The sequence below is a fragment of the Brevundimonas sp. SS2672 genome, from assembly GCF_059579685.1.
Window position 1 is genome coordinate 347,084 of sequence record NZ_CM184201.1, and the last position, 15,617, is coordinate 362,700.

8 protein-coding genes and 2 pseudogenes are annotated in these 15,617 nt (G+C 67.5%); 4 read left to right on the top strand and 6 right to left on the bottom strand.

What is annotated here, in order from left to right; translation table 11 throughout:
- Positions 1 to 78: 78 nt before the first annotated feature.
- The 4 genes and pseudogenes from carB to AC52GN_RS01765 form a co-directional block, all read right to left on the bottom strand.
- Positions 79 to 3,377 (bottom strand): annotated as a pseudogene (carB, locus tag AC52GN_RS01750) (carbamoyl-phosphate synthase large subunit).
- Between the two features lie 10 nt (positions 3,378 to 3,387).
- Positions 3,388 to 3,708, bottom strand: a complete 321-nt coding sequence (locus tag AC52GN_RS01755; protein ID WP_003166071.1) for a ribonuclease E inhibitor RraB — start codon at positions 3,706 to 3,708, stop codon at positions 3,388 to 3,390.
- Between the two features lie 175 nt (positions 3,709 to 3,883).
- Complete coding sequence (locus tag AC52GN_RS01760) at positions 3,884 to 7,204, bottom strand: TonB-dependent receptor domain-containing protein (RefSeq protein ID WP_343828517.1); 3,321 nt, start codon at positions 7,202 to 7,204, stop codon at positions 3,884 to 3,886.
- Positions 7,205 to 7,408: 204 nt separating this feature from the next.
- Complete coding sequence (locus tag AC52GN_RS01765) at positions 7,409 to 8,107, bottom strand: HAD family hydrolase (RefSeq protein ID WP_496527985.1); 699 nt, start codon at positions 8,105 to 8,107, stop codon at positions 7,409 to 7,411.
- 243 nt (positions 8,108 to 8,350) lie between these two features.
- Between AC52GN_RS01765 and AC52GN_RS01770 the strand changes: the two genes are divergently transcribed.
- The 3 genes from AC52GN_RS01770 to AC52GN_RS01780 all read left to right on the top strand — a co-directional run bounded on the left by AC52GN_RS01770 (position 8,351) and on the right by AC52GN_RS01780 (position 11,871).
- Positions 8,351 to 9,658: an amino acid permease gene (locus tag AC52GN_RS01770; RefSeq protein WP_496527986.1), complete on the top strand. Its 1,308-nt coding sequence runs from the start codon at positions 8,351 to 8,353 to the stop codon at positions 9,656 to 9,658.
- An 87-nt stretch (positions 9,659 to 9,745) separates the two neighbouring features.
- Positions 9,746 to 10,906, top strand: coding sequence for a glutamine-hydrolyzing carbamoyl-phosphate synthase small subunit (carA, locus tag AC52GN_RS01775; protein WP_343828520.1), 1,161 nt, complete (start codon positions 9,746 to 9,748; stop codon positions 10,904 to 10,906).
- A gap of 140 nt (positions 10,907 to 11,046) precedes the next feature.
- Positions 11,047 to 11,871: a hypothetical protein gene (locus AC52GN_RS01780; RefSeq protein ID WP_496527987.1), complete on the top strand. Its 825-nt coding sequence runs from the start codon at positions 11,047 to 11,049 to the stop codon at positions 11,869 to 11,871.
- Positions 11,872 to 11,892: 21 nt separating this feature from the next.
- Here AC52GN_RS01780 and AC52GN_RS01785 read toward each other — a convergent pair whose 3' ends face one another.
- Both AC52GN_RS01785 and AC52GN_RS01790 read right to left on the bottom strand, forming a co-directional pair.
- Positions 11,893 to 12,156, bottom strand: a complete 264-nt coding sequence (locus AC52GN_RS01785; protein WP_291779344.1) for a hypothetical protein — start codon at positions 12,154 to 12,156, stop codon at positions 11,893 to 11,895.
- 184 nt (positions 12,157 to 12,340) lie between these two features.
- Entirely contained in the window at positions 12,341 to 13,552 is a 1,212-nt protein-coding gene (locus tag AC52GN_RS01790) for a patatin-like phospholipase family protein (protein ID WP_496527988.1), read from the bottom strand.
- A gap of 169 nt (positions 13,553 to 13,721) precedes the next feature.
- Here AC52GN_RS01790 and dnaG point away from each other — a divergent pair.
- Positions 13,722 to 15,598, top strand: a pseudogene (gene dnaG, locus AC52GN_RS01795) (DNA primase).
- The last annotated feature ends 19 nt before the right edge of the window (positions 15,599 to 15,617 follow it).

The window sequence follows — 15,617 nt, forward strand, 5'->3', positions numbered from 1 at the left end:
GCGGCGCCGAGGCGGGGCACGAAAAAGCCCCCGACGATCGCTCGGCGGGGGCCTTCTGGTTCAGGACAGGGCCTGATCTCAGTTGTAGCTCTGGATCGGGCGGACATCCATCTCGCCGTGGCGGACGGCGGCGATGCCCTGAGCGGCGGCCAGCGAGCCGGACGCCGTGGTGTAGTAGGGGATCTTCATCATCAGCGCCGTGCGACGGATCGAGAAGCTGTCGGCCAGGGCCTGCTTGCCGTCCGTGGTGTTGAAGACCAACTGGACCTCGCCGTTCTTCATGGCGTCGACGATGTTCGGACGGCCTTCCAGCACCTTCTTGACCAGGCCGACGTCCAGGCCCTGTTCGGTCAGGTAGCTGTGGGTGCCGCCGGTGGCGATGACCGAGAAGCCCTGCGCCAGCAGGGTCTTCACCGCCTCGACGATGAAGGGCTTGTCGGCGTCGCGCACCGAGACGAAGGCCGTGCCCTCGGTCGGCAGGATGGTGCCGCCGCCGGTCTGGGACTTGGCGAAGGCGCGGGCGAAGGCGGGGGCCAGATCGGTCTCGCCTTCACGCTTCCAGTCCAGACCCATGACCTCGCCGGTCGAGCGCATTTCCGGGCCCAGGATGGTGTCGACCCCGGCGAAGCGGGCGAAGGGGAAGACGGCTTCCTTGACCGCGATGTGGTCCAGTTCCTTGTCCACCAGACCGAAGGACGACAGCGGAACCCCGGCCATGACCTTGGCGGCGATGGCGGCGACCGGCTGGCCGATGGTCTTGGCCACGAAGGGCGCCGTGCGGCTGGCGCGCGGGTTCACTTCCAGCACGAAGATGCGCGGGTTCTCGCTGTGCGGCTCTTCGATGGCGAACTGCACGTTCATCAGGCCGCGCACCTTCAGGGCCTTGGCCATGGCGGTGGTCTGGCGCTTCAGCTCGGCCACGGTCTCGGGACGCAGGGAGAAGGGGGCATGGAGCAGGCGCTGTCGCCCGAGTGGACCCCGGCTTCCTCGATATGCTCCAGCACGCCGGCGACGAAGACGGTCTCGTCGTCGCACAGGGCGTCGACGTCCACCTCGGTGGCGCGGTTCAGATAGTGGTCGATCAGGACGGGATCATCGCCCGAGACGCGCATGGCCTCGCCGACGTAGCGGTCCAGACCCTCGCGGTCGTGGACGATCATCATGCCGCGGCCGCCCAGGACGTAGGACGGGCGCAGGACGACCGGATAGCCGACCTCCTCGGCCTTGATCGCGGCTTCCTCGGCCGAGCGGGCCAGGGCGTTGGGCGGCTGTTGCAGGCCGATGGCCTGAAGCATCTGCTGGAAGCGCTCGCGGTCCTCGGCCAGGTCGATGCTGTCGACGCTGGTGCCCAGGATCGGCACGCCGTCTTCCTGCAGCGCATGGGCCAGCTTCAGCGGGGTCTGGCCGCCGAACTGGACGACCACGCCCAGCAGTTCGCCCTTGGAGCGTTCGACGTCGATCAGCTCCAGCACGTCTTCGGCCGTCAGCGGCTCGAAATACAGGCGGTCGGAGGTGTCGTAGTCGGTCGAGACCGTCTCGGGGTTGCAGTTGACCATGATGCTCTCGACGTCGATGTGGTCGAAGGCGAAGGCCGCGTGGCAGCAGCAGTAGTCGAACTCGATGCCCTGACCGATGCGGTTCGGACCGCCGCCCAGGATGACGGCCTTCCTGCGGTCCGACACCTCGGCCTCGCAGGCCGGAACCTGGCCCAGGGCGCCGGTCTCATAGGTCGAATACATATAGGCGGTGGCGCTGGCGAACTCGGCGGCGCAGGTGTCGATGCGCTTGAACACCGGGCGCACGTCAAGCGCGCGGCGGGCCTTGCGGACCTCGCCCTCGGTCTTGCCGGTCAGGGCGCCCAGGCGGGCGTCCGAGAAGCCCTTGGCCTTCAGCTTGCGGAAGTCGGTGGCGTCCGTAGGCAGGCCCTGAACGCGGACGTGGCCTTCGGTGCGGATCAGGTCGGCGATCTGGCGCAGGAACCACGGCTCATAGGCGCAGGCGGCCTGAACTTCTTCCACGGTCAGGCCGTGGCGGAAGGCCTGGGCGATGACGCGGATGCGGTCCGGCGTCGGCAGGCCCAGGGCGCGGATGACGGCGGCCTTGATCGCGGCGTCGTCCTCGGCGCCGGTTACGCCGTCGATCTCGATGTCGTCAAAGCCGTTCAGGCCCGTTTCCAGCCCGCGCAGGGCCTTCTGCATGGATTCCTGGAAGGTGCGGCCGATGGCCATGACCTCGCCGACCGACTTCATCGCCGTGGTCAGCGACGGCTCGGAGCCGGGGTATTTCTCGAAGGCGAAGCGCGGGATCTTGGTGACGACATAGTCGATGGCCGGCTCGAAGCTGGCCGGGGTCACCATGGTGATGTCGTTCTTCAGCTCGTCCAGCGTATAGCCGACGGCCAGCTTGGCGGCGATCTTGGCGATCGGGAAGCCGGTGGCCTTGGACGCCAGCGCCGAGGAGCGCGACACGCGCGGGTTCATCTCGATGACGACCAGACGGCCGTCCTTGGGGTTGACCGCGAACTGGACGTTCGAGCCGCCCGTCTCGACCCCGATCTCGCGCAGCACGGCGATCGAGGCCGCGCGCATCATCTGATATTCCTTGTCCGTCAGCGTCATGGCCGGGGCGACGGTGATGCTGTCGCCGGTGTGGACGCCCATCGGGTCGATGTTCTCGATCGAGCAGATGATGATGCAGTTGTCCGCATGATCGCGGACGACCTCCATCTCATATTCCTTCCAGCCCAGCACCGACTCTTCGATCAGCACTTCGGTGGTCGGCGACAGGTCCAGGCCGCGCTCCACGATCTCGTGGAATTCCTCGACGTTGTAGGCGATGCCGCCGCCGGTGCCGGCGAGCGTGAACGACGGGCGGATGATGGCGGGCAGGCCCACGAAGGCCAGGGCCTCGTCGGCTTCCTCGATGTGGTGGATGGCGCGCGAGCGGGGCGATTCCAGGCCCAGCTTGTCCATGGCGTCGCGGAACTTCTGACGGTCCTCGGCCTTGTCGATGACCTCGGCCTTGGCGCCGATCATCTCGACGCCGTGACGGGCCAGGGCGCCCGAGGCGTTCAGGGCCAGGGCGGTGTTCAGGGCCGTCTGGCCGCCCATGGTGGGCAGCAGGGCGTCCGGCTTCTCCTTGGCGATGATCTTCTCGACCATCTCGGGCGTGATCGGCTCGATATAGGTGGCGTCGGCCACCTCCGGGTCGGTCATGATGGTGGCGGGGTTCGAGTTGACCAGGATGACCCGGTAGCCCTCGGCCTTCAGCGCCTTGCAGGCCTGAACGCCCGAATAGTCGAACTCGCACGCCTGGCCGATGACGATCGGACCGGCGCCGATGATCAGGATGGACTGGATGTCTGTGCGCTTGGGCATCGGCGTCTACTCAGTTCGTCACGACCGCGCACTCCCAGCCGTCGTAGTCGAGCTGGAAGGCCGCGGCCCAGGTTTGCATCATGGCCGACACAGGCGAAAACGACGCCTCGTCGACCGGCATGGTGGTCTCCAGGACGGTCATGTCGCCCTGGCCCCGCGTCAGGAAGCCCGCACGGCGGGCCACCTCGCACAGGTCGCCGTGCGCCTCTTCCTCGCCGTAGAAGTAGAACAGCGTATGGCGCGGGGTGATCCCGCTGTCGCCCTGCTCTGCGAGCGCGGCGCGCACCATGGCGTCCTTTTCTTCATGACTGGTCAGGGCGGCGGTCTCCACGCGCGCAGACGGACGGGCGCGAGCGCGCTCGCGGCCGATCCGTTCGGGTTGTCGGTTAAGCGGCCCGTTTAGAGAGGGAGGGGCCGGGGGGCAAGGGCTTATCCGGCCTTACCGCTCAAGAAAAAGGGGCGGCCCGTAAGGACCGCCCCCGCAGAGTTTCGAACCTTGTCCGTTCTTAGAAGGGACGGAAGTTCAGGCCGACGAAGAAGCGGCGGCCGTAGGGGTCGAAGTTGGAGTAGATGGTGGTGCCCAGGATGTCGCGTTGTTCCGCGTCAAACAGGTTCACCACGCCGGCGCGCAGCGTCAGGTCGTCACGGACGTTGTAACGCACCGTGAGGTCGTGACGCACGAAGTTGCCGGTGTTCATCTGGTCGACCAGGCGCGAGTCCGCGTTGTTCACGAAGTCGCGGGCGCGGACGATGTTCGTGGCGGACTGCCAGTCGGCGGTCCAGTTCACGTTCCAGATGTCGTTCGGACGCCACGACAGCGACGAGGCCATGCGGACGCGCGGATAGGCGTTGGTGCCGCTCAGGCCGATGCTGGCCGCCAGTTCGGTGTAGTCGGACGGATCCGACTCGTTCAGGAACTGCTTCTGCTCGATCAGCCACGAGCCCTGCAGACGCCAGTCGAAGGCGCCCCAGTTCTTGCCCCAATCCGCAGTGTCCCACGAATAGTTGGCGCCGAAGTCGAGGCCGCGGGTTTCCAGGGCCGCATAGTTGAACGAGCGCTCGATGAAGCCGCCGATCGGGTCGCCCGAGGGAGCGCCGATGCCGAACTCGATGTCCGGGTTGTTCCGGAAGATGGAGTTACAGGCGTCCATGTTCAGTTCGGCGCCGTTGACGCAGTTTTCAGCGATTCTGGCGGCCGAAACCGCAGCGATGACCTTGTCGATGCGGATCTCGTAGTAGTCCAGCGACAGGGTCAGGCCCGGAACGTAGCTCGGCTGATAGACGGTCGAGAAGGTGAAGGATTCCGACTCTTCCGGCTCCAGGTTGGGGTTGCCGCCCGAAACGCCGGCGATGCCCGAGGTGTAGTTCGGGTTGAAGTCGTCGGTGTTGGTGGCGGTGTCGCCGGCGAAGTCGAAGGTCAGGCCCTGCTGCGCGGCGAGCGCCGTACAGTTCTTGACGCGGTTGGCCTTGATCTGCTGGTCGTCGAGACCGGCGATGCTGGTCGTAGCGCACGGGTCGGTGAAGGCGTTAGCGAACGTCTGGCCATACGGCGAGAAGTTCTCGCCCAGGTTCGGAACGCGAACCGAGGTGTTGAAGCTGGTCTTGAAGGTCAGATCGCGGATCGGACGGTAGACCAGGTTCACGCCGTAGACGTCGACGTTGCCGACGGTCGAATAGTCGGCCCAGCGGTAGGAGCCGCTCAGCTCGGCGTATTCGCCCAGGATGGAGTCGCGGAACAGCGGCACCGACAGTTCGGTGAACAGTTCCTTGGACTCATAGCTGACTTCCGGGAAGTCGGCGCCCGTGTTCAGGAACAGCAGGCGGTCGCCCGCCGTGGTGCTGCGGCCGACGGCCGAGGTGGTTTCCTTGCGCCATTCGCCGCCGAAGGCGAAGCCCAGGTTGCCGGCGCCCCAGAAGTCCCACAGCTCGGTCGAGAACGAGCCGAGGAGCTGGTGCTGCTCGTTCATTTCCTCGACGCGGACGAAGGCGTCGACGTACTCCAGGGCCTCGGCGGACTGGTTGCCTTCGCCGAAGATGTTCAGCGGCGTGCACTGGGCGATGGCGTTGCGGCCGTACTCGGTGTCACGCAGATCGCCGCCACGGACGCGGTCGGCGATCGTGGCGTCGCCGCGGGCGTTCATGAGCGTCGAACGACAAACGATCGCGCCGGGCGTTCCCAGGATGCCCGTTGCGTCGACCACAGCGTCAGCCGCCAGGGCCATGCGCTGCACGTCCACGCCGCGCTCGATGTTCTCGATCTCGATCTTGCCGTAGGTGTAACCCAGGTCCCAGGACAGGGACTTGGCGAAACCGACCGGGCCGTGGTCGCCGTTGAAGCCGACGACGTAACGCTGCAGGTCGCGGGTGTTCCGCTGCGAGCGTTGCGGGCCGAAGAAGCTGTGACGCGCGATCGGCAGGGCCACGGAGTCAATCAGCTCGCCCGCGTTCTCGGCGGTCGGCGGCGCGTAGACGTCGATGCGGTTGTTGGCGATGGCGTCCTTCATCGACTGCGGCAGGAAGGCGTTGTCCGCCCAGCGCAGATCAAAGGCCGACGTCGCCCAGATCGAGTTGGTTTGGCCGGCGCCGTAGGAGCTGTTGTCCAGGTCGATGTCGAAGAACGTCGGCTGGCCGCGCATGAAGGTTTCCTCGGTGATGTACTTGGCCGAGGCGTGGAAGTTGATCGAGTCGGTGACCTTGAAGTTCGTTCCGACCTGATAGCGCTGCGATTCCGAGGCCGGAACGCGGCTGAAGCCCGAAACTTCGCCGATCGGCATGCCGTCGCCGCCGATGTTGTAGGGGCGGTTGATGCCGACGTTGCCGACGCGCTGGCCGAAGTTGGCTTCACGGGCCACGCCGCCGTCGTAGACGAAGGTCTTGCCCGGCATGATGCCGTAGCAGTTGGCCGCATAGGTGAAGTCGCCGTCGGAGAAGCAGTTCTGGTACGGGACGTTGGGGTTGGTCAGGTCGCTGGGACGCTGCAGGTTGGCCAGGGTGGTCTGACCCCAGGGCAGGATGTCCAGGCGGTTCAGGCCGTAGAAGACCTGAGCGTCGAGGCGGCCGTCATAAGGGTTGTTCGTCGGATCGGCGTCGATGGCCAGACGGGCCGGACCGCGACGGATCCAGTCGATGTCCATCGAATCGACGTTGTCGATCTTCTCGTACTCGGCGTGAGCATAGACGTTCAGACGGTCGTCGAAGAAGTTCTTGCCGATCAGGCCCGAGATGCGGCGGGTAGCTTCACCGTTGTCGTTGATCTGGCCGTAGTTGGCGTCGATCTCCAGGCCTTCGAAATCCTTCTTGAGGATGAAGTTCAGCACGCCCGAGACGGCGTCGGCGCCGTAGACCGACGAGGCGCCGCCGGTGATGATTTCGATGTTCTGGATCAGCAGACGCGGAATGGCGTCGACGTCGACCGACAGTTCCCCGCCCGACGAACCGATGTGGCGACGGCCGTCGACCAGGGTCAGGGTGCGGTTGGCGCCCAGCGAGCGCAGGTTGGCCAGCGACAGGCCGCCCGTGTTCAGGCTGGAGCCGGTGGTGTCGGACGGAACGGTCGAGTTCTGCAGGGCCGGGATGGTGGCCAGATAGTCGATGACGCTGGTCTGGCCGGTCGACAGGATCTCTTCCTGCGAGACCTGGATGATCGGGGTCGGGGCGTTGGCGGCGCTGCGGCGGATACGCGAGCCGGTGACGACGATCTCGCCGACTTCGGTGGCCTGCGCGTCAGAGGCCGGCTGATCGACCTGGGCGCTGGCGGCGCTGGCGGCGGCGGCGACGACGCCGGCCAGCACGGTGCTGGCGAGGAGGGAGGAGCGATTAAAACGCATGCGAATGAGCCTTACAAAACGTCACGGTATAGACCATGGAGCGCCACAGGATTGCCTCATCGGACGCGGGTCAAGTTGGATCGACGGCAAGGTGAATATGACGAGACGGTAATGTGTCGTTGTTGCAAATTTGGGACAAATTGTGCCCAATTAAGGCGGAATAACGTCGAGTTATTGCGGTAATTTTGAAGAACTATGTTCGATTTATTCCGTGTGATCGGCGAGCCAATTCGGCACCTCGTCAAAGCGGCTGAGGGTGACGTAGCGGGGGTGGCCTTCGGGGGCGTCGGCCAGTTCGTGAGCCCAGGTGAGGTGGTAGGGAATGTGCACGCCCCAGGCGCCGGCGGCGATGGCGGGGAGGACATCCGACCGCATGGGATTGCCGATCATGGCCGCGTGGTCCGGCGTCACGCCCTGGCGCGCGAAAACCCGTTCATAGGTCGAACGATCCTTTTCCGACACGATCTCGACGGCTGAAAAGTGTTCGCCGAGGCGTGAGGCGGCCAGCTTGCGCTCTTGGTCCATCAGGTCGCCCTTCGTGATCAGAATAAGGCGGTATCGCGTCGACAGCTCGGCGACCGTCTCGGCCACGCCGGGCAGGGTCTCGACGGGATGGACCAGCATCTCGCGCCCGGCGGCCAGGATCTCGCGCACGATGTGAGGCGGGGCCGAGCCGTCGCACAGCTCCATCGCCGTCTCGAGCATGGACAGGGTGAAGCCCTTCACGCCGTAGCCGTAGAGCCGCAGGTTGCGCCGCTCGACCTGGGCCAGGCGGTCCATCATCACCGGCTCTTCGGCATGGTCGGCCAGCAGTTCGGCGAACCGCTTGTGGCTCAGGCGGAAGATGGTCTCATTGTGCCAGAGGGTGTCGTCGGCATCGAGGCCGACCGTGGTGACGGGCATGGCGAACTCCAGAATTTCGGCGGGGGATTAGCACGCCTGCGCCGACCGCTCATCCCGGCGGACGCCGGGATCCAGTAAGAGCCTTTTTCGCTGCGGCCGATCGAAAGCAGGGTGACGCCCTCAGGGTACGCCTGAAGCCAAAGGACTGGAGCCCGGCGTCCGCCGGGATGAGCGGGAGGAAGGAGGCGATGTGGAAAGAATCTTCATGGCGACGGCTGCGACATTTCGGTCTATGCGGCGGGCATGAGCCAAGTCGACATCCTGCCTGAACCCTCGCACCGCATCGGCTGGGGTCTGGCCGCCCTTGTGGTGGCGGGGAACATGATCGGATCGGGCGTCTATCTGCTGCCCGCCACCCTGGCGCCGACCGGCAGCTCGAGCGTCATCGGCTGGATCGTCTGCGGCGTCGGGGCGGTGACCCTGGCGCTGGTGTTCGGCGGTCTGGGGCGGATGCAGCCGGAGGCCGACGGCCTGTCGGACTTCGCCCGGCGCGGTCTGGGGCGGTTTCTGGGCTATCAGACGGGGCTGGCCTATTGGGCCGCCTGCCTGACCGGCAACGTCGCCGTGGCGGTGGCGGGGACCGGCTATCTGGCCTTCTTCTTTCCGGCGCTGAAGGAGCCGATGTGGGGGGCGCTCAGCAATTTGGCGCTGATCTGGCTGACGACGGCGGCCTATGCGGCCGGGTCGAAGACGGCGGCGCGGTTCGGGGCGATCACCCTGGTGCTGGGGCTGATCCCGATCGGTCTGGCCATCATCGCCGGCGTCATCGCCTTCAGCGGCGAGACCTTCGCCGCCTCGTGGAGCCCGGCGGGCGAGCCGCTGATGAAGACGGTTCCGGCGTCGCTGGCCGTCATCTTCTGGGCCTTCCTTGGTGTTGAGAGCGCCGCCGCCCTGTCCAGCCAGGTCAAGAACCCGGCGACCGACGTGGGCCGCGCCTCGCTGGGCGGGGTTCTGCTAGCCTTCGTCGTCTATGTGGCGGCCAGCGTGGCGGTGTTCGGCGTCATTCCGGCCGACGTCCTGGCCCATTCGACCAGCCCCTACGCCGATCTGGTGGCGCGGGTGATGGGGGCCTCGGTGGCCGGTCTGGTGGCGGCCTGCGCCGTCATCAAGGCGACCGGCACCATCGCGGGCTGGACCATGATGGGCGGCGAGACGGCCCGCGCCTCGGCCGAGGCCGGGTGGCTGCCGCGCTGGTTCGGCGGGGCGCAGAAGGGCAGGACGCCCCTGTCCAATCCCCTGATCAACGGCGTCATCATGAGCGTTCTGGTGATCGCCAGCACCCAGCCGAGGTTGGGAGAACAATTCAGCAAGCTGATCGGCGTGACCTCGGTGCTGACGTTATGCCTGTACGCCCTGTGCTCGGTGACGCTGTGGAAGCTGACGACCAGGCCGGGCTGGCGCCTGCTGGCCGTCGGCGGGGCCGTGTTCTCGGCCTTTGCGGTCGCGGCGGCGGCGGGCGGCTACATCTGGCCCAGCGTCGGCTTCTTCGCCGTGACCAGCCTGGCCTGGCTGTGGGTTCGCAAGCGACAGGGACGCGCGCAGGGGGCATAGTCGAAGGCCTGTGTTGACACGCCCCCTTCATCTCTTTAGCGACGCCGCCGTTTGTCCGCCCGTATTCACTGCTAGGAGCCCTGCGCCATGACGACTCACATCCTGTCCGGCGCCACCGGCGTCCTCGTGCTCGCAGATGGAACGGTCCTGTCGGGGATCGGCGTCGGCGCGACCGGCTCGGCCGTCGGCGAGGTGGTCTTCAACACCGCCATGACGGGCTATCAGGAAATCCTGACCGACCCTTCGTACATGAGCCAGATCCTGGCCTTCACCTTCCCGCACATCGGCAACGTCGGCGTGAACCTGGAGGACGTCGAACAGATCGGCGAGGCGCCCGAGCGCGCGGCGCGCGGCGTCATCCTGCGCGACGTGCCGACCGATCCGGCCAACTGGCGCGCCACGGGCGGGCTGGACGCCTGGATGACGTCGCGCGGCGTCATCGGCCTGGCCGGCGTGGACACCCGCGCCTTGACCCAGCTGATCCGCGAAAAGGGCGCCCCGCACGCCGTCATCGCCCATGACCCCGACGGCAAGTTCGACCTGGAGGCCCTGACGGCCCAGGCGCGCGACTGGAAGGGCCTGGTCGGCCTGGATCTGGCCAAGGACGCCTCGACCACCCAGGCCTTCGAATGGACCGAGGGCGCCTGGGAATGGCCGACGGGCTACGCCCAGCCCGAGGCCGGCGACAAGTCGGTGGTGGTCGTCGACTATGGCGTCAAGCGCAACATCCTGCGCGCCCTGGCCTCGACCGGGGTGAAGATCACCGTGGTGCCCGCCTCGACCACGGCGGAGGACATCCTGGCGCGCGATCCCGACGGCGTGGTGCTGTCGAACGGTCCGGGCGATCCGGCCGCGACCGGCGAATACGCCGTGCCCGAGATCAGGAAGCTGCTGGACAGCGGCAAGCCGCTGATGGGCATCTGCCTGGGCCACCAGATGCTGGCCATCGCCCTGGGCGCCAAGACGCTGAAGATGGAGCAGGGCCACCACGGCGCCAACCATCCGGTCAAGGACCTGACCACGGGCAAGGTCGAGATCGTGTCGATGAACCACGAGTTCTCGGTCGACGGCGCCAGCCTGCCCGAGGCGGTGGTTGAAACGCATGTGTCGCTTTTCGATGGTACGAATTGCGGCATTGCGCTGAAGGACCGTCCGGTGTTCAGCGTTCAGCATCACCCGGAGGCCTCGTCGGGCCCGACCGACAGCCTCTATCTGTTCAAGCGTTTCGTGGATTCCATGAGGGCGTAAATGGCTTCACCGGCGGCGAAGTCGGCCTACCTGGGCTGGGTCGCCGCCGCGATCGCGGGCGAGAGGGGGCCTCTCCGACCTTTGCGGCGGGCGAGCACGATCTGATCCTGGGCTACGCCACCGGCTATGAAGCCGCGGATGTGGCGGTCTTCGTGCGCTCCCTGCGCGCCGTCTACGCAGGGCCCGTCGTGCTGGTGACGGACCAGGAGCCGGAATTGCTGGCCTTCCTGGCGGCGCATGGGGTGGAGTCGGCGCCGCCGCGGTCTTTGTGCAACGGGGTATGGCGGCCGCATCCGGTGATGCAGCGGTTCGCCGCCTTCGACGCCCTGATGAGCGAGCGGCCCTGGGCGCGCAGCGTCCTGCTGACGGACGTGCGCGACGTGGTCTTCCAGGCGCCGCCGTTCGACCCGCCGCCCCAGAAGCCCGAGTTCTTCGTCGAGTATGACGGCGGGCTGAAGGGCCATGCCTTCAACATGAAATATCTGCGCGGCGTCGGCGGCGAGGACGTGGCGCGCGCCCTGGCGGACAAGCCGTGCGTCTGCGTCGGCACCGTGATGGGACCGCGCGCGTGCATGATCCGCTTCTGCCGCACCCTGCTGATGCTGGCGGCCATTCCACGCTCAGAGATCGGCGGGGCCTTCGGGGCGGATCAGGCGGCCTGCAACATCGCCCTTCATCTGGGCCTGGTCGAAGGCGAGGCGGCGGCCAACTACGGCCGGATCGCCACCGTCGGCCTGACGCCGGGCGAGGCCCTGTCGTTGGCGGACGGGCGGATCGTGAACCCGGACGGCGGGATCAGTCCGATCGTGCACCAGTACGACCGCCACCCGGCCCTGATGGCCGCCATGCACGAACGCTGGGGCCAGGGGTTCGAGGCGCGCGAACGACGGCGAGGCAAGAGCCTGTCCGAGCGCGGGCGCAAGCTGAAGGAATCCCTGGCGCGGCGCCTGCCCGAATTGCGCTGAGCCTTCACTGCGCTGACCTGCTCAGGGCAGGGGCGCGGCCTGGGCGCGACGGAGTTGGGCCGCCTTGCCGACGGCGACGGCGGCCGCGTGCAGCCAGTAGTCGGCGTCTTCGCGGCGGTTCTCCTGACGCCGCCGCCAGCCGCGTCGCCGCCTCAGAGCGGCGTTGGCCAGCAGGCGGGCGTGAAGCGCGCGCGGCTTGAGCAGGGGGACAGCAGGAGAGCCGGGGACGGCGACGGCGTCGGGGCCTTGGGGCTCCACCGCCGGGCGGGCGATGGCGATGAACATGAGAAAACCCATCTGCGGACGGCGTCGGTCACGGTCTGCGGCGGCGCTGTCGGGAACGGCCTCTGTTTCTCAGAGACGCGAGAAGAATCCACAGGCGCTGTGGACAGTTCCGCTGTTATACGAAAAATATTGTTCGTAATCAGATGGTTGTGGCCGCAATGCGGTCAATATGGTTAATGAATTCCTAATCGACCGGCGGGGCGATGACCACCGTGGGCGGCGTCTGCGCTCCGTGTCTGCGGCGGCTCTGGCGCGGCTCGGACGGATCGACGCGCCGCTCGAAGGCGCGGCCGGCCAAGGCTTCGGCCTCGCCGGTCTGGAAGAGGGCGGTCATATGGGCCTGGGTGAAGTCCAGGGTGTTGGCCTCGGCGTGGTCGGGGATGGCGGCCACCGAAAGCGTCAGATCATAGCGCCGGGCGAACTGGGTGATGGCGGTCAGGTCCGAGCGTTGCAGGGCCTTCATCATGGTGTCGAAGCTGCGGGCGGCGATGCTGATGGCCGAGATGCGCGAGACCTCGAAGCGCGGGTCCCACTTGCCGTTGACCACGATCCAGATGCGGGCGTCGCCCAGGGGGCGGGCGTTCGGGGCCTCCAGCAGCAGGGCCTGGGGCACGACCAGGAAGCTGGAGACCGTGCCGCCGTCGACGTGCAACTCCTGGATGCGGCGGCCCTCGTATTCGACGTCCAGAAGGACGGGCGGGAAGGCGCCGGGGATGCTGGCCGAGGCGATCAGCACATTGACGAACAACAGGCGCGAGGCCGCGTCGTCGCGCTGGGCGATGGCGCCCATGTCCCAGACGACCTGAGTCTGGGTGTCCAGACTGGTGGTCGAGACGTAGAGGCGGCGGCCCTTGCGGTGCTCCTCGGCGATGGCCGCCAGCAGCTCGGGCGAGATGTTGTTCAGCACCAGATTGGTCAGGGGTTCGGGCTTGAACACGCCGGGCAGCATCAGGGCCAGCAGGCCGCGCGACTTCAGCAAGTCGTCGGTCTGGCCGCTGGTATAGGCATGCTCCAGCGCCGGGTCGAACCGCGGGCCGGCGAAGACGAAGGGGGCGATCAGGGCGCCGGTGGAGACGCCGGTCACCACCTCGAACTGGGGTCGGTCGCCGGCCTGGCTCCAGCCGACCATGACGCCCGCGCCATAGGCGCCGTTGGCCCCGCCGCCGGACAGGGCCAGGATGTCGAACGTGCCGTCCGCCGTGGCGTTCTGGGCGTTGACCGTCTCGCGCACGAAGCGGTCGCGGGCCTCGGGGGTCAGGAAGTCATAACGCCAGGGCGGGCTGGCGGCCGCCAGGTCGGCGGCGTCGAAGACGGGGCGCGGAATCGTCTGGCAGGCGCCGAGCGCCAGAAGGGCGACGGGCAGCAGCATCAGGACGAGAAGACGAAGGCGGCGCATGGTCGCTGGGCTCCGGCGAGGCTGAGGGTGTTAAAGCCCACTCGGAGGACGGAAGGAAGTCGGCGTTGTCCCCGGACTTATCCCCAGCGGCGTATTTGGACGGGCGCCGTCCCGGCCGGGAGAGGGGCGGGGCTGGCTTTCGCCCGCCATCGGACGGCATAGGTCAGGCGTGCGATTTGACGAACGGTTCATCGAGGAGCTGAAGGCCCGCCTTCGGCCGTCCGACATCATCGGACGGACGGTGAAGCTCAAGCGTCAGGGCCGCGAGTTCGTCGGCCTGAGCCCCTTCTCGAAGGAGAAGTCGCCCAGCTTCTTCGTCAACGACGACAAGGGCTTCTTTCACGACTTCAGCTCAGGCAAGCACGGCGACGTCATCACCTTCCTGCAGGAGACGGAGCGGCTCAGCTTCGTCGAGGCGGTCAGCCGACTGGCCGGCGAGGCGGGGATGCAGCTTCCCGCCGAGGACCCTCAGGCCGCCGAACGCGAGCAGAAGCGTCAGGGGCTGGCCGACTGGATGGACCTGGCCCAGAAGTGGTTCGCCGCCAATCTGCGCCGCAATGTCGGCAAGGCGGCGCGCGATTATCTGGAGAAGCGCGGTCTGCCCGAGGACCAGTGGGAGCGCTTCGGTCTCGGCTATGCGCCCAACGACCGCGAAGGGCTGAAGCAGGCGCTGGTCCAGCGCGGGGCGCGGCCGGGCGATCTGGTCGAGGCCGGGCTGCTGATCGCGCCCGAGAGCGGGGGGCAGCCCTACGACCGCTTCCGCGACCGGCTGATGTTCCCGATCCTGGACGCGCGCGGGCGCATCGTCAGTTTCGGCGGGCGGGCGATGAATCCGGACGACCGGGCGAAGTATCTGAACGGGCCGGAGACCTCGCTGTTTCACAAGGGGGCGACCCTCTACGGCCTGCCCGAGGCGCGCCGCATCCTGGGGGCCGAGAGCCGGGGCGAGCAGGGGATCATCGTCGTCGAAGGCTATATGGACGTCATCGCCTGCCACCGGGCCGGGCTGCCTGCGGTCGCGCCGATGGGCACGGCCCTGACCGAGGAGCAGATGGCGGTGCTGTGGCGCGTCTCGTCCGAGCCGGTGCTGAGTTTCGACGGGGACGCGGCGGGCCTGCGCGCCGCCTATCGCTCGATCGAGCGGGCGCTGCCGCTGCTGAAGCCGGGCAAGTCGTTCCGCTTCGCCCTGCTGGAGGGGGGCAGGACCCCGACGACATCCTGCGGGACAAGGGGGCGCCCGCCCTGCGTCAGGTCATGGCGGCGACGCGGCCCTTCGCCGAGGTGCTGTTCCGCCGCGAGGTCGAGGCCGAACCGCTGGACACGCCCGAGCGCAAGGCGGGGCTGAAGGGGCGGCTGCGCCAGGCGGCCAATGCGGTGCAGGACAAGGATCTGGCCGAACAGTACCGCCGCGACCTGTTCGACCGGTTCGACGCCCTGTTCCCGCGCCAGCCGCAGAGGCCGCAACAGCCGGGCGGTCGGCCGGGGCCGGGCGGGCGCTGGCGCGGGCCGCCGCCGCTGCAGGGGCAGACGGTCGAGGGCGCCCAGGCCATGCAGGCCCTGTTCCGATCGGTCGAGCCTATCGCCGCCGCCCTGGCGCACGGGGCGCTGGACGACCCGGAGCGGCTGGACGACCACATGGAGGCGGTGGCGCGCTACGGTTTCGGCGACCCGGCCCTGGACGGGCTGGCGCAGGAGATGGTGCGGCTGCGTTTCTCGGGCCGAACCCTTGACTCCGCCGCCCTGCGCCGCCATCTGGCCCAATCGGGTCATGACGCCATGTTGCGCGAGGTCGAGAAGGCGGCGGCGAAGTCCGGCGCGCCATTCCTGGCTACAGACAAGCCCCTCGGCGAGGCGAGGACCCGGTGGTCGCAGGCGTTCGACGCTCTGACCCGCGCAGCGGCGTTGGACGAGGCGCTCGCGTCGGCGAAGTCGGAGGCTCACAAGGCTTTCGATAACTCGGCTTTCGCTCTGGTGAAGGCCGAGCGCGATGCTTTGCGGCGGGCCATCAAGACCGGAACGATTTGGGAAGACTCGACTTCTTCGTAACCAACGAAGTCGTCGGGCG

What these genes read in the sequence shown, in the direction of transcription:
- AC52GN_RS01760 (WP_343828517.1), bottom strand. Translation starts at nt 7,204, where the DNA reads ATGCGTTTTAATCGCTCCTCCCTCCTCGCCAGCACCGTGCTGGCCGGC.
- AC52GN_RS01765 (WP_496527985.1), bottom strand. Translation starts at nt 8,107, where the DNA reads ATGCCCGTCACCACGGTCGGCCTCGATGCCGACGACACCCTCTGGCAC.
- AC52GN_RS01770 (WP_496527986.1), top strand. Translation starts at nt 8,351, where the DNA reads ATGAGCCAAGTCGACATCCTGCCTGAACCCTCGCACCGCATCGGCTGG.
- carA (WP_343828520.1), top strand. Translation starts at nt 9,746, where the DNA reads ATGACGACTCACATCCTGTCCGGCGCCACCGGCGTCCTCGTGCTCGCA.
- AC52GN_RS01785 (WP_291779344.1), bottom strand. Translation starts at nt 12,156, where the DNA reads ATGTTCATCGCCATCGCCCGCCCGGCGGTGGAGCCCCAAGGCCCCGAC.
- AC52GN_RS01790 (WP_496527988.1), bottom strand. Translation starts at nt 13,552, where the DNA reads ATGCGCCGCCTTCGTCTTCTCGTCCTGATGCTGCTGCCCGTCGCCCTT.